This window comes from Kitasatospora sp. NPDC051164, from assembly GCF_044455625.1.
Lineage (GTDB): Bacteria > Actinomycetota > Actinomycetes > Streptomycetales > Streptomycetaceae > Kitasatospora.
The window spans coordinates 158,358-179,038 of record NZ_JBITFB010000024.1 but is presented as its reverse complement, the minus strand read 5'-3'; the positions used below and the strand labels follow the sequence as shown (position 1 = coordinate 179,038).

General features: G+C 69.9%; 20 protein-coding genes and 1 pseudogene. 14 read left to right on the top strand and 7 right to left on the bottom strand.

The features are described 5' to 3' along the window. Positions 1–588 precede the first annotated feature (588 nt). Positions 589–2,988, top strand: coding sequence for a protein kinase (locus ACIBEC_RS32020; RefSeq protein ID WP_360509646.1), 2,400 nt, complete (start codon positions 589–591; stop codon positions 2,986–2,988). Between the two features lie 134 nt (positions 2,989–3,122). Further along, a complete protein-coding gene (locus tag ACIBEC_RS32015; RefSeq protein WP_360509648.1) occupies positions 3,123–5,297 on the top strand; it encodes a protein kinase in 2,175 nt (724 codons plus the stop codon). 12 nt (positions 5,298–5,309) lie between these two features. Here the strand turns inward: ACIBEC_RS32015 and ACIBEC_RS32010 are convergent, their stop codons facing one another. Together ACIBEC_RS32010 and ACIBEC_RS32005 are read right to left on the bottom strand one after the other, a co-directional pair. Beyond that, a complete protein-coding gene (locus tag ACIBEC_RS32010) occupies positions 5,310–6,029 on the bottom strand; it encodes an FHA domain-containing protein (RefSeq protein WP_360509650.1) in 720 nt (239 codons plus the stop codon). Between the two features lie 859 nt (positions 6,030–6,888). Then, the gene (locus ACIBEC_RS32005; protein ID WP_360509652.1) at positions 6,889–7,494 is read right to left on the bottom strand and encodes a TetR/AcrR family transcriptional regulator; all 606 of its coding nucleotides are present in this window, start codon (positions 7,492–7,494) and stop codon (positions 6,889–6,891) included. 73 nt (positions 7,495–7,567) lie between these two features. On the opposite strand from ACIBEC_RS32005, the gene ACIBEC_RS32000 reads away from it, so the two are divergent. After that, positions 7,568–8,473: an alpha/beta fold hydrolase gene (locus tag ACIBEC_RS32000; RefSeq protein WP_360509654.1), complete on the top strand. Its 906-nt coding sequence runs from the start codon at positions 7,568–7,570 to the stop codon at positions 8,471–8,473. 170 nt (positions 8,474–8,643) lie between these two features. Here ACIBEC_RS32000 and ACIBEC_RS31995 read toward each other — a convergent pair whose 3' ends face one another. Beyond that, positions 8,644–9,006, bottom strand: coding sequence for a CAP domain-containing protein (locus ACIBEC_RS31995; RefSeq protein WP_360509655.1), 363 nt, complete (start codon positions 9,004–9,006; stop codon positions 8,644–8,646). Here ACIBEC_RS31995 and ACIBEC_RS31990 point away from each other — a divergent pair. Next, positions 8,993–9,634 carry a hypothetical protein gene (locus tag ACIBEC_RS31990; RefSeq protein ID WP_360509657.1) on the top strand — a complete coding sequence of 214 codons (642 nt, stop codon included), beginning with the start codon at positions 8,993–8,995 and terminating at the stop codon, positions 9,632–9,634. The two genes, ACIBEC_RS31995 and ACIBEC_RS31990, sit on opposite strands and share 14 nt — an antisense overlap. A gap of 170 nt (positions 9,635–9,804) precedes the next feature. Continuing rightward, positions 9,805–10,086 carry an RICIN domain-containing protein gene (locus ACIBEC_RS31985; RefSeq protein WP_360509659.1) on the top strand — a complete coding sequence of 94 codons (282 nt, stop codon included), beginning with the start codon at positions 9,805–9,807 and terminating at the stop codon, positions 10,084–10,086. 258 nt (positions 10,087–10,344) lie between these two features. Here ACIBEC_RS31985 and ACIBEC_RS31980 read toward each other — a convergent pair whose 3' ends face one another. Beyond that, positions 10,345–11,250, bottom strand: a complete 906-nt coding sequence (locus tag ACIBEC_RS31980; RefSeq protein ID WP_360509661.1) for a VCBS repeat-containing protein — start codon at positions 11,248–11,250, stop codon at positions 10,345–10,347. A 3-nt stretch (positions 11,251–11,253) separates the two neighbouring features. Here ACIBEC_RS31980 and ACIBEC_RS31975 point away from each other — a divergent pair, with 3 nt between their 5' ends. The 4 genes from ACIBEC_RS31975 to ACIBEC_RS31960 all read left to right on the top strand — a co-directional run bounded on the left by ACIBEC_RS31975 (position 11,254) and on the right by ACIBEC_RS31960 (position 13,886). Beyond that, on the top strand, positions 11,254–11,604 hold the full coding sequence (locus tag ACIBEC_RS31975; RefSeq protein ID WP_360509663.1) for a hypothetical protein: 351 nt from the start codon (positions 11,254–11,256) through the stop codon (positions 11,602–11,604). Positions 11,605–11,709: 105 nt separating this feature from the next. After that, complete coding sequence (locus ACIBEC_RS31970) at positions 11,710–11,838, top strand: hypothetical protein (protein WP_360509665.1); 129 nt, start codon at positions 11,710–11,712, stop codon at positions 11,836–11,838. 84 nt (positions 11,839–11,922) lie between these two features. Further along, complete coding sequence (locus tag ACIBEC_RS31965; RefSeq protein ID WP_396289501.1) at positions 11,923–13,668, top strand: DUF6895 family protein; 1,746 nt, start codon at positions 11,923–11,925, stop codon at positions 13,666–13,668. Then, a complete protein-coding gene (locus ACIBEC_RS31960; RefSeq protein WP_360509668.1) occupies positions 13,665–13,886 on the top strand; it encodes a hypothetical protein in 222 nt (73 codons plus the stop codon). The genes ACIBEC_RS31965 and ACIBEC_RS31960 overlap by 4 nt, the downstream gene beginning before the upstream one ends. A gap of 41 nt (positions 13,887–13,927) precedes the next feature. On the opposite strand, the gene ACIBEC_RS31955 is transcribed toward ACIBEC_RS31960, so the two are convergent. Next, the gene (locus tag ACIBEC_RS31955; protein ID WP_360509670.1) at positions 13,928–14,308 is read right to left on the bottom strand and encodes a molybdopterin cofactor-binding domain-containing protein; all 381 of its coding nucleotides are present in this window, start codon (positions 14,306–14,308) and stop codon (positions 13,928–13,930) included. Between the two features lie 168 nt (positions 14,309–14,476). Between ACIBEC_RS31955 and ACIBEC_RS31950 the strand changes: the two genes are divergently transcribed. The 4 genes from ACIBEC_RS31950 (at position 14,477) to ACIBEC_RS31935 (ending at position 18,107) form a co-directional block, all read left to right on the top strand. Continuing rightward, a complete protein-coding gene (locus tag ACIBEC_RS31950; protein ID WP_360509672.1) occupies positions 14,477–15,301 on the top strand; it encodes an SDR family oxidoreductase in 825 nt (274 codons plus the stop codon). Between the two features lie 401 nt (positions 15,302–15,702). Then, entirely contained in the window at positions 15,703–16,242 is a 540-nt protein-coding gene (locus ACIBEC_RS31945) for a winged helix-turn-helix domain-containing protein (protein WP_360509674.1), read from the top strand. Continuing rightward, positions 16,239–16,778, top strand: coding sequence for a transposase (locus tag ACIBEC_RS31940; protein ID WP_360509680.1), 540 nt, complete (start codon positions 16,239–16,241; stop codon positions 16,776–16,778). The genes ACIBEC_RS31945 and ACIBEC_RS31940 overlap by 4 nt, the downstream gene beginning before the upstream one ends. Positions 16,779–17,009: 231 nt before the next feature. Further along, a complete protein-coding gene (locus tag ACIBEC_RS31935) occupies positions 17,010–18,107 on the top strand; it encodes a hypothetical protein (RefSeq protein WP_360509676.1) in 1,098 nt (365 codons plus the stop codon). Between the two features lie 13 nt (positions 18,108–18,120). Here ACIBEC_RS31935 and ACIBEC_RS31930 read toward each other — a convergent pair whose 3' ends face one another. Then, positions 18,121–18,639, bottom strand: coding sequence for a hypothetical protein (locus tag ACIBEC_RS31930; protein ID WP_360509678.1), 519 nt, complete (start codon positions 18,637–18,639; stop codon positions 18,121–18,123). A gap of 1,097 nt (positions 18,640–19,736) precedes the next feature. Then, positions 19,737–20,197, bottom strand: a pseudogene (locus tag ACIBEC_RS31925) (WYL domain-containing protein); the annotation flags it as partial. Between the two features lie 35 nt (positions 20,198–20,232). Here ACIBEC_RS31925 and ACIBEC_RS31920 point away from each other — a divergent pair. Continuing rightward, positions 20,233–20,571: a VOC family protein gene (locus tag ACIBEC_RS31920; protein ID WP_360510162.1), complete on the top strand. Its 339-nt coding sequence runs from the start codon at positions 20,233–20,235 to the stop codon at positions 20,569–20,571. Positions 20,572–20,681 lie beyond the last annotated feature (110 nt).

Here is a 20,681-nt window from a genome sequence, read left to right as displayed (position 1 = left end):
CGGCATCGGACGGACCGGTCACGACCCAGGCCAGCGCGGACGCGAGGACAAGGACCATGGCACAGACCGCGCGTGACAGACGGCACCGTCCACGCCCACGGTTGAGGCCGACCGGCCCAAGGCGCCGGGGAGTCGTCATCTTCGGGCCGGGAAAAGGGTTTCCTGGATGGCCAAGCAGCGGTAGGACTCCGTGCCGGTTTGGACAAGGGTTCAGCGCAACGTGATCCGGTCGGCGACGGCCGCGCAGACACGGGCGTCGCCGAAGGTCTTGCAGTATCGCGTCGATGAAGACCTTGACCGGCTCCAGCACACTCGGCCGCGCAGGAGGCGACTTCCGCTTCGGCGACACCGGAGACTCAAACGCCGGCCGCACCGTGCGCCGCGACACCTTGAACCGAACCGCCGGCCCCCGACCCGACAGCCCCTGCTCGCGCTGGGCCCACCGGATCCTCCCGAACAGCACCTCACGAGACCTGTGCACCAGCGGTCTCCCTTACCAGGACTGTGATCAACAAGCACATCGTGACCGCCAGACGGCCCACAACCGCCGATTACGCCGAAAGCGGCATGTCACAGACCATCACACGGGTGGAGCCCGAACTCGCCGAAAACATCGCCTTGCCCGCCGACGTGGCGGCCGGGGTCGGGGGACACGGAGGGGTCGGGGTGGCGGCTGCGCAGGGAGATCGGATCGGGCCCTACCGCATCGTCGGACGGCTGGGCGCCGGGGGCATGGGCCAGGTGCTGTTGGGGCGGGCTGAGGACGGCACGCTCGCCGCGGTGAAGACGATCCGCCCGGAGCTGCTGGACAACCCCGACGTGGGAAACCGCTTCCGGCGCGAAATCGAGGCGCTGCGCACGGTCGAGAGCCCCTGGGTGGCCCGGCTCCTCGGCGGCTCGGCCGATGCCGAAGTGCCGTGGCTGGCGAGCGAGTTCGTGGCCGGGCCGACGCTCGACCGGGCGGTGGCCGGTTGCGGTCCGCTGCCCGTCGCGGTAGTCGCGGGGATCGGGGTCCGGCTGGCGGCGGCGCTGTCCGACGTGCACGGCAAGGGACTGTTGCACCGCGATCTGAAGCCCGGCAACGTCCTGCTGTCCGCCACCGGCCCCAAGCTCATCGACTTCGGCATCGCCCGCGCCGCCGATGAGGAGACGGCCGTGTCCGGCGGGACGATGCTGGGCTCGCTCGGGTACATGGCTCCCGAGCAGGTCCTGGACGCCGGGCACGCCGTATCGGCCTCGGACGTGTTCTCGTTGGGTGCGGTCCTGGTGTACGCCGCCACCGGGCGGGGCCCGTTCGGGGAGGCCGAGCCCGCCGTGCTGCTGCACCGGACGGCCCGTGCCGAGACCGAACTGGGCGCCGTCCCGGTCGAGTTGCACGGGATCGTGGCGGCCTGCCTGCTCCGGGAGCCGGCCGACCGCCCCACCCCGGCCGAGCTGGCGCAGGCGCTGCAGTGTCCCGACCCGGCCACGGGCTGGCCGGCGGAGATCACCCGGATGATCGCGGAGAGCAGCGCCTCGGCGCAAGCCGCGGCCCTTGCGCCGCCGCCCCGCCCGACGAATGCCGCGGCGTCCACCGGGGCCGGCCGTCCGGCAAGGCGCCGCAGCCCCCTCGTGATCGCCGCTGCGAGCGCCTTCGTCCTGGCGGCGGCCGGGACAGCAGCCGTCCTGCACTTCGGAGTCGGCAGCGGGTCACCGGCCGACGGGCAGCCCACCCCGTCGGTGGCCGCCACCAAGGCACCCCCGGCTGCCGCGACGCTCACGGGTGTCACCGAGCAGGGCGGGCCAGGCCACAACGCGGTCTTCACCACGGCGCAGACCCGGCCGCCGAGCGGATTCCACCCCTGGGCCGCCTACCTGGCCGACCAGCCGACCGGCTGCTCGCTCGGTGCCGGCACCCTGGTATGCCGCCTGGTGGACGGCAGCCTCCAGGCCCTCGACACCGCCACCGGCCACGAGCGCTGGCGCGTGGACCTCCCGAAGGATCCCGGCGCACCGGACCAGCCGACGACCAACAACGGCCTGCGCCTCATCCCCGAAGACGGCGACGACCCGGCGATCAACGGCAACCGCGTCGCCAGCCGGGACGCCGACGGTGCGCTGCGAGTCCAGGACCTCACCGGCGGGCGTGTCCTGTCGACCACCCCCTTCGGCAAGGACGTAGGTCTCGCCACCGAGCCGCTCGCGGACGGGGACCGGCTCCTCCTGTCGCTGTGCCACCGAGGCGAGGAGATCGGCTGCGAGTTCACCCTGGACGCCTCGACCTTCGACGGCGGGCAGCCCACCTGGAGCCGCCCGCTGGGCCGCAACGGCCCGACCACCGTCAAGCTCCACCTCAGATACGGCCCCGTGGCGGGCGACGGCCACACCGTCTACGCCGCCACCTCCGACGGGCTCGCCTCCTTCGACGAGGATACCGGCGCACCGATCGCGACGATGCCGGGCGCCTGCGGCCCACTCGCCGTGACCGGCACGACCGTGCTGTGCCGGACCGCCGACGGCGGGCTGGTGACCGCCGGAGCCAGGGACTTCGCCGGGTCGAAGGACATCAGCGGGGACAACCAGCGACTCCACGACCAGAAGACGGTGATCACCGCGACCGACGGCACGGTGATCACCGCCCAGAACGCGTCGGACGGCTCGATGTCCGCCATCGACGCCGCCACCGGAGCCCAGCGCTGGCGCCTCGCCGTCGACAAGCCGCGCGGCGGAGACTCCACGGTGTACCCGACCACTGCCCGGCCGATCCTGCTCGGTACGAAGGCCGTCACCATGACCGATGCCCGGCTGCTGATCGTCCCGGCGAACCCGGAGGGCGCGGCACCGGCACCCACCACGGTCGACCTGGCGAAGCCCGCCGGGTCGCCCGGCCCGCACGCGACGCTCTCCTCCTTCGCCGAGTACGGACACCCCCGGGTGCTCGCCCTGGACGGGATCCTGATCGCCGTCGGCGCAGACGGCGCGGTACACGCCGTCGAGGCCCCACAGTGACCCTGGCCAGGCCGCACCGGGATGTCATGACCCTCCCCGACGAACGGAGTTCGCCGTGCTGCAGCCGCTGCCCCCGGACAGCCGGCGCCTGATCGGACCGTACCTGACCCTCGCCCGGCTGGGCGCGGGCGGGCATGGGCGAGGTCTATCTCGCCCGCAGCCCCGAAGCGGCGGGCCCGGGCAGCCTGGTCGCCGTCAAGACCCTGCACCCGGAGCGGATACCGGACGACGAACTCCGAGCCCGGTTCCGTCGCGAGATCGACTCCGCACGCTCGGTCTCCGCGGCCCTCCCCGGCACCCTGCTCGGCTGCGACCCGAGCGCCGAACCACGCTGGCTGGCCTCGGAGTTCATCCCCGGACCGACGCTCGCCGAGGCGGTGGAGGCGCCCGGTCCGCTGGACGAGCAGACCGTACGCGCGCTCGGTACAGACCTCGCCGGGGAACTGGGCGCCGTCCACGCCCAAGGCCTGCTGCACCGGGATATCAAGCCCGGCAACGTGCTGCTGTCCTCCGCCGGCCCACGGCTGATCGACTTCGGCATCGCAAAGCGCCTGAACGGCACCGTACTGACCTCGATGGGCAAGGTGATCGGCACCCCGGGCTACATGTCGCCCGAGCACCTCGACGGCGCGACCCGGATCGGCCCCGCCTCGGACGTCTTCTGCCTCGCCGCGGTGCTCGCATACGCCTCCTGCGGGCGCGGCCCCTTCGACGGCGGCCAGGCGCTCGCGGTACTGCACCGGATCGGCCAGGCCGAGGCCGACCTGTCCCGGGTGCCCGCCGGCCTGCGCGGCGTCCTCGCCGAGTGCCTGCGACTGCGTCCGCAGGACCGCCCAGACCTCGCCGAACTGACCGCGCTGCTCGGCGCGGAGCCGGCCGCGCGCGGCTGGCCCCCGGCGGTCGCGGAGCTGTGCGCGCGCTACGAGCAGGACGCCGCACACCTGGCGGCGCTGCCTCTGACGCCCGTACCCGCCGCCCCGCGGGCACCGTCACGCCGACGCCGGGGCCCACTGGTGGGCGCGGCGGTGCTGGGGGTGGTGCTGAGCGTGCTCGGGGTGCTTCTCGTCCCGCGGTGGCCGGCCGACACCTCCGACACCGGGGCGCCCCCGTCCGTCAACCCCGCGTCCACCGGAGCCAGTTCAGGCCCGACCCCGCGCCCCGAGGCACTACCCGCCGCCATGGCCGACGGAGATGCCGGGGCCGGCGGCGAGTTCGGCAGCGCGGCACTCGACACCGCTTCGATCCGGACGAGTTGGGCACCGTGGCACAAGGAGCTGGGCATCCGCCTCGCCGGCTGCGCCCTGGGCGAGGGCCTGTACGTGTGCTCGCGCTCCGACGGCGGGCTGATCGCGCTCGACGCCGACAACGGCACGACCCGCTGGAGCCTCGATCCCAAGGTGCCGCTGAAGGGCCGGCTCGGCGATGCGACCGTCCGGGCCCCGGTCCTGGCCGACGGCAACGCCTACACCACCGACGGCAGCTACACCCGTGCGATCCGGCTGCGCGACCACACCGTCCTCTGGGAGAAGCCTGCCCGGGACGGCCGGATCGCCGTCGGTGTGGTGCTCGTCGGCAAGACCCTCGTCACCGACCTCGCCGACCCCACCAGCCCGCATTTCGGCGGCAGCGGCGCGGCGGACCACAGCGAGTTGCGGGCGAACGCAACCGACGACGGACGGGAGCTGTGGACGACACCGCTCGACTCCGCGGGTACCCTGCCGATCGCCCTCGACGGACGACTGTACGCGATGTCGGACCAGCGCCTGGTCATGCTGGAGACCACGGGCGGCACCATCACCGGCTCCACCGCCTCCGTCTGTACCGTCCTCCACGGGTACGGACAGTGGGTGGTCTGCGCCGACACCGGGGAGGGCAAGGTCTCGGCATTCGACGCCCGGCACCTGGACGGCGGCCGCACCCTGCTGACCGGCGCGGGCCCACACCTGGCGCTGGGCGCCAAGGGCCTGCTGGTCGCCGACGGGATGACCCCGGGCGCCCACTCGGCCGTGGACCTCGCTACCGGCCGCGAGGTCTGGAGCCACCAACTCCCGGAGGACCGGACCAGCAAGACGACGGCACTGCTGCTGGCGGGCGGCAAGGCCGTCGAGCTGACGGTCGCCTCTCCCGGGAGCATCGACCTGGCGCAGGGAGCGAACGAGGTAACGAGGCCCGTCTCGTTCCCGGACTGGCCCGGTAGTCGCAACGACCTGGGCGTCTCGGCGGGTCAGCCCTCCGCCGTCCTGTCCGACGGTCTGATGTACGCGGGCTTCGCCGACGGGACAGTCGTGTCCGGCTACGCGCCGCAGTGAGACCCGGCCGTCTCAGCCCAAGGAGGTCCGGCCGCCGCCGCCGTCCCCGAGTTCCGGCGGCAGGGCCTGCTCCGCGTTGAAGTACCGCTTCCCGGACATGCGCAGCGCCACGGTGTCCCCGAGCACCAGCCGGTCGGCCTCGCCGAACGCCACCCGCTCGCCCGGCTCGATCCGACGCGCCGGACCGGAGCCGCGCACCACCACCGTGCCGTTGCCCGAGCCGAGGTCCACCGCGTAGGCCTGCGGGTTGCCGCCGCCCGGCTTCTCCTCCATCGAGATGAGCAGATGGACCCGGCTGACCCGCTTGACGCCGGGCGGCGGGTCGAGCTCCTCCGCGCCCAGGTTGATGCCGTGGCGCAGCGTGCCGCGCCCGAGTTGCACCGCGTCGCCCACGCTGACCGGGAAGCGCAGGAACTCGCCGGCCGACAGCCCGCCCGGCAGGTCCGGGGCCGTCGCGTCCGAGACGACGAAACTCCGGGTCGTGCCGCGCGGCCCGAGCTCCTCCAGCAGCGCGCCGCACGTGCAGACGGCGCGGGCAGTAGTGCGGCTGACGGAGGGCCAGCCCAGCAGCCCGTCCGGCCACCTCATCGCGGTGTCGCAACCGAGTGCCCTGCACCGCCAGTGGCTCCGCAGGACGCGCTTGTGGTCGCTGTGCTCCGGATCAAGGCGCTGAAGGTGCTTGAGATCCTTGAACTCGATCGCCTGGGACACCCGGTACCCGGGCGCCGGCACGATGCCGCTCCGGCGCAGGCGGCACCCGCCGATCCGCTCCCGTGGTCCAGGCGAGGATGCGGTCGGGCTGCTGCTCCACCCAGGGCTCCCTGCGCCGCAGGTCGGTGAAGAGGTCCGAGCTGATCACGTGTCGGCCCCGCTCTCGCGCCAGCCGCAGGAACACCGGGTCGGCGTAGGACACGAACCGGACATCAGCGAACCCCTCCCTCGGGGGGTCCTGCCGCAGCCGGAGCAGCCGCGCGCCGTCGTCCGGCGGCAGCGAATGCACCAGAGAGTTGTCCGCGACGAGGTCCACCGGGGCCTTCGCACCGAACTGCTCCCGCCAGGCGTCGCGGACCAGGAACAGCCGCCTGAGCAAGGGGTGCCGGCGTCCCAGCGGGGGGAGTTTCCCGGACCAGCACACATTGGAGACATCGATGACGACACCGGGCGTTGCGCACGCCTTCCCCCTACTGCCCGTCCCACCCCGACAGCGTGGGACTCCACGCCTCGACCGGGATGGTAGCCGCCGGTCCTCCCGTTTCGCAGAGCCCGAGCGGAAGTCGGGGCCGGGATAGAAGCAGTCGCTGCATCGGCCCGGGGCGGGAATGGCCGGCCTGCTCTGCCAAACGCCAGCAGTTCTTTCCGCTCGACGCCCGACAGCAGAGCGAACTCAAAGGCACGGGCGGTGGCCCGCGGCTCCACCCGCTTGAAGCGGCCCGCGATCCGGGCCATGGCCTGGTCGAACATCGCCCGCCGGCGGCCGGCGTCTATGCCATGACCCGCGGCAGTCGCGCGATCTTCAGGAGTCCACACAACCCGTGATTGCCATGCATGGCACCAGCGGTCGGTCGGCGGCCTGACTCAACCCCGTGGAGGCTCACGAACCGGGAAAGAGTCGACCGAGGTGGTAGCGCAGAACGGCAGTCGCGTCGTCCGCCGTGCGCTGGCCGAGCAGGACGCTCAGGCCGAGGCCGGCAGAGACGGACAGGAGGACGACGGCCTCCTGACGGGCGTCCAGGTGCGGATCGGCGTCCCCGGCCTGTTGGGCGGCTGCGAGCCGGCTGATCAGGAACCCTTCCATCTCGTTGGGTGCCGCGAGGAACGGCTGGCCTCCGAGGGCGGGATCGGTGATGGAGAGCACCGCGTACTCGGTGTGGACGAGGTGGAAGATCCGGCTCTCCTCGTCGGTGGGCACGGCTTCGAGCAGGACCGCTTCGACGATGGCGCGCGGAGCCGGCGAGGAGCCGGCGGTCCTCACCCGGTCGCGGACCCGCTCGCCCATGCGCGCCGTCAGGCGGTTGATCGCGGCGAGCAGCAGCTGCTCCTTGGTGTCGAAGTAGTACTGCACGAGCCGCACCGAGATGCCCGCCTCGATGGCGACGGACCGCATGGTGACGGCGTGCAGCCCGGTGTCCGCCGCCGCGCGGAGCAGGGCGTCGATGATCTGGGCCCGTCGCTCCTCGTGGTCCACCAGCTTCGGCATCGGGTTCCCTCCGAACGTTTTTATGGTACAAACATACCATCAAGTCCTGCTGTTTCGCGTGTCGGGAGGAACCATGACCAGGACGAGCGTCGGACGTTTCGTCAGCGAGGAAGCCCGCAGGAAGTTCCTTGAGGCGTACGACCGTGCCATGGAGCTGTGGCCGAGCCCGCGCGAAGAACTGGACGTCGAAACCGGCTACGGCACCGTTCACGTCCACCGCTACGGGGCCCGGACCGGCGAGCCGATCGTGCTCCTGCACGGCCACGCCGGACACGCCTCCAACTGGTACCCGCAGATCGCCGCCCTGGGCGAGAACCACCCGGTCTACGCGATCGACACCCTCGACGATCCCGGCCGCAGCGTGCAACGCGCCGTCGCGGCCGGTCCCGAGGAGAACGCGGCCTGGCTCGGCGAGGTCCTCGCCGGACTCGGGCTGCAGCGCGTCCACCTGGTCGGCCTCTCCTACGGCGGATGGCTGGCCCTCAACCAGGGCATTCACGGACCCGAGCGCCTCGCGTCCATCGCCCCGCTGGACCCGGGCGGGATCGAGAAGGTCCCCGCGCGGTTCTACGCCCACATGATCGGCGGGCTGTTCGGAATGCTCGCCCCGCGCCCGTTCCGACCCGCCCTGGGGCGCCTGCTCGCCAACCCCGCCCTCAGCTCACCGCCCCGGATGATCGCTCCGCTGATGCTGGGCATGCGGACCTACAAGCCGAACACCCGTCCCGCGGCCCGACCGTTCACCGACGAGGAACTGAGCTCGATCCAGCTGCCCGCCCTCGTCCTGCTCGGACGCCGAAGCGCCCTGCTCCGGCCGCACCATGTTCTGAAGCGGGTCACGGCGCTGATCCCGAATGTTCAGGCCGAGATCGTTCAGCGGGCCGGCCACGGCCTCAACCTGGAGCGGCCCGAGCTGGTCAACGAACGCCTCCTGCAGTTCATCACCGCACTCCAGCCCGAGCCCACCCGGAGCGAGTAACGCCACCTGCCGCTTCCCTTGGTGACAGTAAGCGCGCTCAGCCACAACCCGCTTCGGGCACGAGATCACAAAACCACACTGGAGTACTAACCGATAACCCCAGTTCAGACACACTGTGCCTGGTCACAATCAATGAGCGCGGACCGCGCTCGGTGTGGCCGGTTCTCGTGTCAGCCCGCGAACTCGTGCACGCCCCACCAACCGCTGGAGTCGTGGTAGAGGCCGACGCCGATCTGCGTGTAGCGGGGGTTGATCTGAGCGGCGTGGTGCCCCGGGGACTCGGTCCACATCTTCTGGAACTGCTCCGCGGCTTGGTCCCCGGTGAGCGAGGCGTCGCTCCACATCACGATGCACTCTCCGGTCAGCGTCCGGCTGCCGGTGAGGCTGGGTCCGGCACCGGAGGCGTTCTCCGAGTGGGCGAATCCGGTCTCGCGCATGTGGCGGGCCCAGTTCGCGGCGAACTCCGTCAGGTCGTTCTTGACGACGAGGGCCGGGACACCGTTGCGGGCACGCTCCTCGTTGATCAGCTTCAACGAGAGCGCCTCGGCGCTGCCCGCGGTCCGGTCCGGCCCGGTGGTGTCGGGGTTCGCCGGGGCCGGGGCCGGGGCGGATGTCGTGTGGCCGGGGTTCGCCGGGGTCCTGCCCGACGCCGCGCTGTCCGTGTTCGGCTGGGCCTTGGCCGGTGCTCCGGTCGAAGTCCGGGTCTGGGCCTGGGTCGGAGCCTGGGTCCCGTTCTGGCCCGGCGGTTGGGTCGAGGTCTTCGCCGTGGCCGGGCTGGAAGGGTCCTTGGTGGCCACCGGGGTGGTCGGTGCGGGCGGGGCGGGAGGCAGCGTTGTTTCCCGGCTGGCCGCGGAAGCGGACGCCGACGGGGAGGAGACGGCCGCCGCCGCCTTCGCCGGGGCGGCACCTGCCGTGTCCGTGACGGATCCGCCGTTCTGCGGACCGCACGCGCTCAGCGCGGCGCCTATGACTCCGGCGGCCAGGACTGCGGTGATCATCTGCCTTGGACGAACAGACTGCATGAAACAGGCTCCTTGGGTTCTCCTGGCCGCTTGGAGCGACTACGCGCCGTACCACCACGCGCGCCACCCCGACCAGCCGACGCCTCTTGCGCCGACATCACAGGAGACCGCCGGGCTCGGCGGAGATAACACCTATTGAGGAGACCGTGGTCTTCGCCACCCGGATGCTCTCCCTTCCGCTCCCTCGGGCTCCGCACAACTCTTTCGAGGACGCGGCGGTCCAACTCCTCGACGCCGCCGGGGAGTCCGGGCACCGGCTCCTCGCCTTCCCGGCCCGGCGCCCACCCATCGCACCTCAGGAGGACAGCCGTGACCGGTCCCGCCCCCACCCGGAGACACCGCACCCACGCCGCCCTGCTCGCCCTCGCCGCAGCTCTCGCCATCGCCCTTCCGGTGGCTGCCCCGGGCACCGCCCACGCCGAGCAGATCCCCCGCTACACCCCCGCCTTCGAACCGCGCAACCAGGCGACCGGCAAGTGCCTGGAGGTCGCCGACTGGCGCACCGACGACGGCGCCCCCGTCCGCCAGTGGACCTGCCACGGCGGCGCCAACCAAGCCTGGACCGGGCTCCAGCCCCGGATCAACTTCTGAAACCGCTTCCCGGACGACGGCGCGCCATGATCGAGCGCCCGGGCTGTCCGAGCGGTGCTGCGCTTGCACCGCCGGCACCCTACGGAGTTCGCAGACGCCCGGAAGCGCGAACTCGACCTCCGTCGCTCAGGGAGTCACCACGCCGATCCCGCCCGCCGAGTCAAGCTTGGATGTCCGTCTTGACGAGATCGGCTCCGCACGCGAGCACGCCCCGGGCCAGTTGCCTGGTCCGGGGCGTGCTCGGGGTCGGTTACCCGGTCAGGCGACCGTGAAGCTTACGTGGTCGCGGCCGAGCGGTTGCCGGACGGGTCCGCGGCGGTCACCGAGAGGGTGTGCGCCGTCCCGCCGGCCAGCCCGGTCACTGGATGTCCGGCGTGAGCTGCTGCCGGTGCCGCCGATCTCCTGGCCGGCCCCGAAGCCGCCGTTGCCGCTGCCGAGGTAGTAGATGGTCGCCCCGCGGTTTTGACGGGTGATCAGATGGGCCTTCCCGTCCTCGTCGACATCCGCGACCAGGGTGTCGGTGTTGTTGGTCCACCGACCGGGCGAGGCCCACTTGAGCACGCTGGGCGCGCCGAACAGCTGTGGGGTGTTGCCGGTTGAGGCGAGGAGCTCGGTCTGGCCGCCGCCGGGCGTCTTGGAGTCGTACTGGTTGATCCAGTGCAGGACGACGTCGGCCTTGCCGTCTTTGGTGAAGTCGCCCGCCGTAATGTCCTCGACGGCCTTCCAACTGAAGGTCGGCTGGTGCAGGTAGGTGGACCAGGCACGGCCGTCGGTGATCTGCGAACCCGCCGCGAAGCCGCCGCCGCCCGTGCCCTGATAAACGGTGACCGAGCCGTCCACGCCGCGTAGCAGCAGGTCGGCGAGGCCGTCCCCGTTGAAGTAGCCGGCGGTCACCCTCGCGGCGTCGTACCAGCCGTTGCTCCCGGAGACCAGCTGCTGCCCGGCGTCGAAGCTGCCGTCGCTCTTGCGCCCGTAGCGCATGACGGTGCCGTTGGCGTAGCGCAGCACCATGTCCGCGCCGCCGCTGCCGGTGAAGTCGCCGGCCGTGCGGCTGACGGCGTTGGCCCAGTTGTTGGCGGAGCCGACGGTGGCCGGGCTGTCGAAGACCTGCGGGGCCGGCGGGGCCTGGCTGTCGGGGCTCCGGTTCAGCGTGGTGCGGTACATCAAGTGGTCCTGGTAGCTGACGTCCTGGCCGCCGTCCGTCACCATGCCGGTGTCTGCCTGCGCCGTGGTGAAGTCGGCACTGCTGCTGAAGATGTAGTCGAACTTGCGGGCGCTCTGGACCGGGTTGGTCTACGAAGTGGTGGTCATCTCACCCGAGCGGCAGATCGCGAGTTGGCGGCAGGCTGGGGCGAAGAAGGCCCGGCGGTCTTCGTGCACGCGGTCTTCGTGAATCCGCCCAGCGAGGATAATTGGAATATTGTATTCATGATGGCCCGTTCGGGTGAATCCGCGCATTCGCTGATGACATCCCCGCAAACCATTGACACTATCGAGAATAAGTATTTCGCGGGATAGAAACCCGTGGAGTCACGCCCTCACTGGAGGTTCGCCATGACCAACTGCCCCGCTGTTGACGCCCGGGCCGCTCTCACGTTCCTCCAGAGCAGCCGGCTGATAAACATGGACACCACTCTGGAGCAGCTGGTCAGTGCGACCACCGCGCTCGGAGAAATCTCCGGCTATGTACTGGCCTGGGACAAGTACGTGCTCGTCGTCCCGTCCGTGGCCGAGGAATCTGCGCAGGCCTAGTTTCGGACCGCTCCGTACCGGGGCTCGCCAGGCGAAAAGCAAGGCCAGGTGAAATCGACTCATCAGGGGGCGGCTGTGGCTGACATGTGGCGCATGGTGGAACACGGAGCGGTCTCCTGGCTGGCCGCGCACCGCACCCGCTTCGACCCTGACGCCGCCGATGAGGGGCGCGTACTGTTCGTCCGCAAGGCGCTCGTCGAGGTCGCGTTGCTGGTCGGACTGCGCGCCCGGGCGGAGTCCGGATCCTTCGACGACGCCGACTACCAGATGCTGTTCGACCAGGTCACCGCGGTGGCGGCTCGAGCCTCGTACCGTGAGCTCGTCGCACGCGACGAGCGGGCCCTGCTCTTGTATGCGGGCACGTATGCATCACAGCGGCTGTGCGGGCAGCGCGACAGCGAATTCGAGCGCCTCATCGGCCAAGCGGTCTCCGGGCGCTATGCGGCCTGTTTCGAGCGAGTTCCCTTTCGGCAGCTGGATCTGCTGCACACGCTGGAGTTGGCCGGAATCGATCACGGAATGCCGGTGGCCGACGCTGTACTGTCTTTCTCCCTGCTCTGCGCGAATCCGTCCGTGCTGAAGCTGAGCGATGGCGATATTTACGCGATCACGCATACTGTGTTCTACGCCACCGATTTCGGTCGGCGTGTCCCCCGGTGGCCCACCGGATTCGATCTGCCGCAGGCCGTGGAACTGCTGGAGGCGCTCAGCCTTCTGTGCCGCCAGAGGGAGAACGCCGACCTCGTCGCCGAATTGCTCTGCTGCCTGCTGTGCCTGGGGATCCGGGACTCACCCGAGACGGAACGGGCATGGGCGTTTCTCGCCGATGTACAGGAACCCAGCGGGCGGGTTGCCGGGCCGGAGGGCGTCCTCCCGCCGGAACTCGAGAACGGCGATGCGGAATACCGAGGCTGGGCCACCGGCTACCACACCACGATCGTCGCAGCGCTGGCCGGCCACATCGCCCGCGACGCAGCCGTGATCCGGCGGCCGAGCCCCCCACCTCCCCGGTCCGCCGGCAAGGGACGACTTGAAGCTGCGATCCGGCGTGCCATCGCCTGGCTGACCGACGACGCTCTCGAGTTGCCCTTCGACGACGCAGTTCCGGCAGCGGGCGCGGCCTCGCGAGCCGCACGCTCGGTGGGAGAGCCTCAACTCGCCGCCCGGACTCTCACGCATCTCGTGCACTGTGCCGAAAGCGCCCTCGCCCAACCGGTGGCCTGGGGGAAGCAGGGCGTCGACGCGGTTGCCGAGTGCGCGCGAGGCCTGTCGGCCTGCGAATTGGCCTGCGACTCCCTCGACCGGTTCCTGACGGACACGGCAGGAGCGCTCACCGGACTCACCGCCGTTCCCACGACCGCCGCCGGCGGAGTCCGGCGACTTCAGGACCTGGGCCGACTCACCGCGCAGCAGGCGGACTCCCTCCTCGCCTCCACGGACCCCGCGAGCCTGCTGGCCGAGGACCATGCGCCCGCGGTCACTGCCGTGGCCTTGGCGCAGTATGCCGACGGCCAACCGCTTCGCCTCGGCGACGACGCCTCCGCCTGGCATTCCGTCGCGGAGCGGTTCGCGGCCGCGCTGCCGACCGCCTGCCGGAGTTACCGACTCGAGGAGGTCGCCGCGCTCATTCAAGGGCTGGGGGTGCTCGGCTGGGCCGATCACCGGATCACCCGCGACGGAACCGACTTCCTGCTCTGCCAGCAGCACCCCACCGGCGCCTTCGGCTACCCGGCGCGCGACGACCACCAGGAGCGGGCGACGGCGCAACGCATCTGGACCCGGAGTTGTGTCGTCGCCCTTTCATGCCTGTACAACCTGTACGACGAGTGAGCACCCCACTGCTCGCCACGTCCGCCCGGTGCGGTTCCGCTGCGCTCCGCCCGCTGGACGTACTGCCAGTCGGTGGGACGGCGGATCTCCAGGCGGTCGGCGGTCTGGGAGGCCAGGAAGCGGCTTCGGCCGACGACCTCGCCGGAGAGATCGGCATGCACGCGATCCTCCAGTCGGTCCTGGGCAGCGGCGCGGGCTCCGATCTCGGCTGCCAGTAGGCCTCCCCGATCAGCCGACAGCAGGGACCGGGATGGCCGGCTCATGCGGGAGAGCAATGCATTCGCATGTGCCCGGTCGAGCGCCCGAGTTGGCCGTTCAGAAGGTTGTGTTGCCGGAATCGCCGTCGCGGGTGACCTACGTGATGCTGCTGAGGAGGCGACTGCGAACTGGTACGCACGTTCAGGCGACCGTCCTCCATCCAGGCGATCGAGCCGTGGGTCTCCAGGTGCGCGTGCTGCACGCGCGGGGAGGAGTACGTGCCCTCGTGGATCACGTCGGCGTCGGCGAATCCGGCATCGACGTCACCGATGTGCGAATGGATCTCCAGCAGGATGTTGTGGACCGGATCCCGGACGAAGGGGTCGTCCGTGCCGTGCAGCTGCGGCACCCCCTCGGCCATCGCCTCCTCGGGGTCGAACACGGCCGGCATGACGTCGTAGTCGCCGACGCCCCTCCGGCAGCCGGCGTGCTGGTGACAGGCCTCGGCGGCGTCGGGGCCTGTTCCGCGCCCTACCACTCGGCCGGTTGTCGATTCGTGATACAGCTAGGACAGCAGGGGTGGTTGGTGGCCGATCGGAGGGGAAGGCCCGTGACGGAGCAGCGAGTTGTGATCGTGACCGGGGGTGGCACGGGAATCGGCGCGGCCACCGCGAGGCTGTTGCGGGAGGGCGGCCACGAAGTCGTCGTCTCCGGGCGGCGGAGCGAGCCGCTGGAACGCGTCGCCCGGCAGACCGGCGCACTGGCCCACCCGGCCGACACGACGGACCCCGCCGCCGTGCGCGACCTCGTGGAGAGCACCGTCGCCAGCTACGGGCGCCTCGACGGACTGGTGGTCAACGCGGGCGTCGGCCGCGGCGGCGGCGTCGGCGATACCTCCGACGAGGACTGGGACCTGGTGCTGCGCACCAACCTCACCGGCCCGTTCCTGACGATGCGGGCGGCCCTGCCGCACCTGCTGCGGGCCCGAGGAGCCGTCGTCGCCGTAGCCTCCGTCTCGGCGCTGCGCAACGGCACGCGCAACGCCGCCTACGCCGCGTCCAAGGCGGCTCTGCTGCAGCTGTGCAGCTCACTGGCCGTCGACTACGGCGCCAGCGGGCTGCGGGCCAACACGGTGTGCCCCAGCTGGGTGCGCACCGAGATGGCCGACCGCCGGATGGCCCGCTTCGCCGAGGAGGCGCAGCTGGGCGACGGCGACGCCGGCGAGGGCGCGGCCTACACCGAAGCCACCCGGCTGCTCCCGGCGGGTCGTCCAGCCGACCCGCGCGAGGTCGCCGAGGCCATCGCCTGGCTGCTGTCCCCGGCTGCCTCCTTCGTCAACGGCGCGACCCTCACCGTCGACGGCGGCGCCACCGCCCTGGACCCGGGCACCCTGCCCTTCGCCTACCGCATCGACCCGCGTGAGTCCGTCGGCTGACCCCTGGCCCAGCCTTCGGCTCGGCTGGTGGCCCGGAGTTCGGCGAGGGTGTCGGAGAGGTGGTCGTGGACGGCCCTCGGGCTGCCGCAGCCCCCGGCTGCGGCAGCCCCTGCTCGGCGAGGTGGGTATCGACTCCTGATCGCGGGTACGAGACGAGCGGCTACAGCAGGAGCCGATACCGGGCCCCGGACGCGGCCCGGAGCACTACGTCGTCAACCTCCAGGAACTGACGGCAAGCTCCCGTCCGGTCCTGCCCTTCCGGGCGGGACGGGTTCGCGTGCGCGCCCCACAGTCGTCGATCGCTTCTCCCCGTCAGATCGCTTTCCCGGAAGTGAGTTACTGAGGTTTTCGTGCGGTTGTCGGGTAGTGACAGGTAGTGATCCCTGCGGTATGCCGGTGGTATGCGGTACGCGCAGGGTGGGGGCCTGACCGCTGAGCGGCGGGCGTTTCGTGAACAGGTGCGGCTTGAGGCCGCTGCCCGGTTCGAGGTGGGCGAGAAGACCTCGGTGATCGCCCGTGACCTGCGGGTCAGTGAGCGGTCGGTGGAGCGCTGGCGACGGTCCTGGCGTGAGGGCGGCACCGAGGCACTGCGCTCGTCCGGTCCCGCGAGTGTGCCGAGGCTGTCGGCGGACCAGTTCGCCGAGCTGGAGGAGGAGTTGGGCAAGGGGCCTGCCGCTCACGGGTTCGAGGGCCAGCGGTGGACTCTGGGCCGGGTCCAGGCGGTGATCGGCCGCCGGTTCCGGATGCAGCTGTCGATCGCGACCGTGTGGCGGCTGCTGAAGCCGCACGGCTGGTCCTGGCAGGCCCCGGCCCGCCGGGCGCTTGAGCGGGACGAGCGCGCGGTGGAGCTGTGGAAGCAGGAGGTGTGGCCGCAGGTAAAAGCACCGCGGCGGCGCTCGGAGCCTGGATCGTCTTCGAGGACGAGGCCGGGTTCGCGATGACGCCGCCGCGCGCCCGTACCTGGGGCCGACGCGGACACACGCCCGTCGTCCGTGTCCGGGGACGCTCCCGCCGCCGGATCTCGGTGGCCGCGCTGTACTGCTACAAGCCCGGCGAGAAGAGCCGGATGATCTACCGGCCACGCTTCCACCACCCGCTCAAGGGGGCCCGCAAGAGCTTCGCCTGGACCGACTACCGCGATCTCGCCGTCCGCGCGCACATCCAGCTCGGCGGTCCCATTGTTCTGGTGTGGGACAACCTGAACACGCACCTGGCCGCCGGCATGAAGCAGTACGCAGCCGAGCACGACTGGCTCACCGTCTTCCAGCTGCCCTCCTACGCACCGGACCTCAACCCGGTGGAAGGACTCTGGTCACTCCTGCGGCGCGGCCCGATGGCGAACACCGCCTTCACCGACGCCGACCACCTCACCCGCGCCCTCCGCCGAGGCCTGCGGCACATCCAGCTCCAGTCGGCCCTCATCGAGGGATGCCTGACCGGCACCGGTCTGTCACTCGATCCACCGACCCCGCCCTGAAGACCTCAGTAACCACCCTACCTGGCTCCAGCGGTTGACGTATTAGGATCCGAGAGATGGAAACTGACGATGCATCGGAAACGTCCTGGCTCGCCTCCTGGGGCGTTCCGGCGCTTGCCGCCGTGGGCGACTCGCAAGGGAGGCGGGTTGAAGCCCCAGCTTCGCAGGGTATTGCGCCGATGTGCCAGCAAGCCGGTCAGGGTTATCGGCTTCTTGTCCTGGATGCTCAGCTTGAACCTGAACGAGGGCTTCGGCATCCTCCTCCTCACATTCATATCCCATGAGCTGATACCGATTCCATCCCGCTATAGCGCCCCGATTTTCCTAATGTGCTTCATATTTGCCCAGAGATTATTTTCTCTGGAGCGGATTCCCTACTGGCTGGGGCGGACGAGACGCCGCCTGCTCGCGGAGCCTGTCGAATCGTCAAGAGACATCCACGGACAGTTCGCCCTCTATTTGCGCAGCTTTCGGAACGACCGGTCTTCTTCGGCATTTCAGTACGGGGCGCCAGATGCGACCCATGAGGCATACGCATATACCGAAGAGGAACTTCTATGCATGCTGATGAGGCGTGCATACGGTGAGGTCGTTGCGTTGGGAGAGCCGGGCGAACGACTGCCTCGCGTGGGGGCGAGGCGCCTGTACGCGGAAAATGAGCACTGGCGGGCGACCATTCTTGAGCTGATCCCAAGGGCGGCCCTGGTCATGGTGCAGCTCAGCGAAGGAGACTACACGGAGTGGGAGCTGCAGCAGGTTGCCGCATCCGTTCCATTGGAGAACGTCGTGCTACTCCTCCCGCGCCGCTGGATTGAAATCACGTACGTTGAGAGAGTCCTTGGCTATTTCTCTCACTCACCCAGCCTGAAGGCTGCATATAAGGCTTATCAGATAGAACTCTGCGCGGCTCTTCACTTTCCGCGTGGGCGCATCTCGCAGGAGTACTTCTCAGTGATCTGCTTCGACCACGAGGGCGTGGCCTACTTGCAGACCGCTGAGCACTGGAAAATGCTCAGTCGATTCAAGGACCAGGACCTCTTGAGCATCCTGGCACTGAAGACCCTCTTCCGCCTGAAAGGCTTCCCCTCTTACACCTCTATCGACAGGGGGTTCGGCTGCTGCCGGCACCCGCTGACGAAGGATCATCCGAACTCGCCCCGCTGTATCCTCGGAAAGAACTGCCCGGGGGGCAGGAAGACCGAAAAATCATTGTCGGACAAACATCAGCCCAAGACGTCGAGATATGGAATATGCTGCCCACAATGCCTTCGCCTGAGAGATCATCCCCAATTTCCCCAGCGGTCCGATCCCATCGAAGATCCACAGTGAAGTAGCCGGCCGACTAGAGCAGACGGTGCTGCCGCTCCTTCAAGCGCGAAAACGAATTCTTGACATGATCCGTGAATTCTCGCCCGGGATGTGTGATCAAGGATCGTTCGTACTTGCCGCCCAGTTCCTCGGAGATAGCTACCTCCAAGGATAGGACGTGGGCACAGAATTCACGCAAAGGGCGAGGAACCTCGGACTCTATAATCAGATCCGAATGATCGATTATCAGGTCTCGCATTCGTCTGTTCGTGGGCATGAGGGCTTCATCCCGCCACCTTCGCCACTCCGCTGCCCCCGCCTCCGGGGCTCTATCGGCCTGCGCTGGCAGGATCGTCGCGCGTAATGCCTCCCAGATCTGCTCGTTCATGTCCACCAAGGTGTTGAGGGGCCCGTACAGGTCCCGGAGTTGGCTATTGATCCGTGCGAGGCGCGCCTGCCGGCGCTCCTGTCGGATCTGAGCGAGCTGGCCGAGGAGGAAAGCGAGCACCGCTACGAGGATGCTCGCGCTGGCAGTGATGATGGCAGCTGTCACGGGTCAAGTGTGGCCAGCCGACCTGCCGTTCGTCACCCCTCTTCCTCTTCGCACTGCTCAGGGACCTGTGGTCGCCGGGCAACCCACGTTCAGGCGAGGTCCTGAACAGCTCCGTCCCTGGAGCCGGGCCCGCTCGACTGCCTCCGTCGCCCTGAAACACTGACGTCAGTAGCGGCGAGCTAACGGTTCATCGGAAGGGGCCACTTCGCGGCCCAGCGGCATCAGCGAGATCGGGATCAGCTTCGGGTTGGCCCAGCCGAACGGGATCCCGACGACCGCTCGCTGACCCGCAGGTCACGGGTGATCGCCGAGGTCTTCTCACCCGCCTCGAACCGGGCCGCGGCTTCAAGTCGCACCTGTTCACGAAACGCCCGCCGCTCAGCGGTCAGGCACCCACCCTGCGCGTACCGCGCACCACCGGCATACCGGGGATCACTACTTGTCACCACCCGACAACCGCACGAAAACCTCAGTAGTGGGTTCACGTCACTTCCGGCAGTGACCTGCACCCTGCCGATGGGACCGTCGATGAAACCGCTGTCCGTCGCCGATCCGTGCGCGGTCGGGCCGTACCGCATCGAGGCCGTCCGACGCGTAGGGATCGGGAACCCGGCCACCGGGCGAGGGGCGCTGCCGGACACTTCGCTCACAAGAGTCCGTCAAGGTCTGGCACTCCGCGCAGCTATGGCCGCCGCATCGTCGGTATCCTCCGACAGGCGTCGCGGACCTGATCCGCGAACGGCCGGTAAACGCGGGCGGGGTCCGGCACCTGTTTAGGTGCCGGACCCCGCCCGACGGTGGAGCGCCAGGCCCGGGTCGCACGGACTCTTCCTACTGAAAGTAGGACGTGCTCTGGTAGCACCGCTGACGCCTGACGAGGAATCATCTCCCTCGCGACGGGATGAATATTAGCAGCTCAGCGGCCCACAGTCGAAGTCGATCGGCGGGCAGCCCGGCGAGGTGGCCGCCGGGCCCGGGCCGGTCCGGCCGCGGCGGGCGACTCGTCGTCGTGGTGCTCGTCCTCGAGGGGTTTCCGGATGGCAGAAGCCGTTCCCGGGCCGACGCCCGTTGGCTGTGTCATCTTCGGTTCCCCGCTGTCAGACTTGGCGGGCGTAGGACGTGAGGCGATCGGCGAGCGCGGTGACGAGGTTGCGCAGTTCATCGGGGCGCTCGATGACGAACGGCCGGCCGAGCCCGGCGAGCACCGGAGGCAACCAGTCGAGCCGTTCACCCGCAGCTCGACGCGCAGCCAGCGTTCGGTCGCCCCGTCCTCGCCCGCCACGGGTGCGTGCTCCTCCAGGCTCGCGACGCCGGCGGGAAAGTGGGCGCGGATCTGCCCGACCGTCCCGTGGATCCACAAGGTCACCTCATGCCGGTGCTCGGCCGTGGCGAACGCCGACAGCACCCGCTGTGCCGCCCCGGGCCCCACGGGTGTTTCGAACGAGCCGGGCAGGGTCCTCGCGTCTGCGATGCGATCGAGCCGGAAGGTCCGGTCCTCACCGATCCGGGCGTCCTCGCCCATGACATACCACCGGCCCGCATGGGCGACGATCCCGTACGGACTTCGTCTCGATCCGCATCATCACCGGCGATGTGGCGCGCCTCGTCGAGTTCTACGAGCGAGCCACGGGGGCACGGGCGACGTGGGCCACCGAGGACTTCGCCGGACTCAGGACCGCGGGCGCCAGCCTCGCGATCGCCGGGACCCGCACCGTCCCGTTGTTCGCCCCGGGCTCTGCCCATCCGGCGGACAACCACAGCGTGATCATCGAGTTCCTCGTCGACGACGTGGACCGCGTTCACCGGAACCTGACCGACTTCGTCAACGGGCCCACCACGATGCCCTGGGGCAACCGGTCACTGCTGTTCCGCGACCCCGACGGCAACCTCGTCAACTTCTTCACCCCCGTCACCCCGGCGGCCATCGAGTAGTTCGCAGTACGGGGTGCCCGGTCTGCCGGTGGTGGCAGTCGGCGTCGTGCCGGTGTCGTTCCAGGGCCTCGGGCTCCGGTCCGGCGGAGCATCTGGACCACTGCCGCGTT

Bases quoted from the DNA above. Each gene is read 5' to 3' on its own strand.
- ACIBEC_RS31965 (WP_396289501.1), top strand. From the start codon at position 11,923: ATGTGGCGCATGGTGGAACACGGAGCGGTCTCCTGGCTGGCCGCGCAC.
- ACIBEC_RS32000 (WP_360509654.1), top strand. From the start codon at position 7,568: ATGACCAGGACGAGCGTCGGACGTTTCGTCAGCGAGGAAGCCCGCAGG.
- ACIBEC_RS31980 (WP_360509661.1), bottom strand. From the start codon at position 11,250: ATGTACCGCACCACGCTGAACCGGAGCCCCGACAGCCAGGCCCCGCCG.
- ACIBEC_RS31940 (WP_360509680.1), top strand. From the start codon at position 16,239: ATGACGCCGCCGCGCGCCCGTACCTGGGGCCGACGCGGACACACGCCC.
- ACIBEC_RS31970 (WP_360509665.1), top strand. From the start codon at position 11,710: ATGGACACCACTCTGGAGCAGCTGGTCAGTGCGACCACCGCGCTCGGA.
- ACIBEC_RS32015 (WP_360509648.1), top strand. From the start codon at position 3,123: ATGGGCGAGGTCTATCTCGCCCGCAGCCCCGAAGCGGCGGGCCCGGGC.
- ACIBEC_RS32005 (WP_360509652.1), bottom strand. From the start codon at position 7,494: ATGCCGAAGCTGGTGGACCACGAGGAGCGACGGGCCCAGATCATCGAC.
- ACIBEC_RS31945 (WP_360509674.1), top strand. From the start codon at position 15,703: ATGCGGTACGCGCAGGGTGGGGGCCTGACCGCTGAGCGGCGGGCGTTT.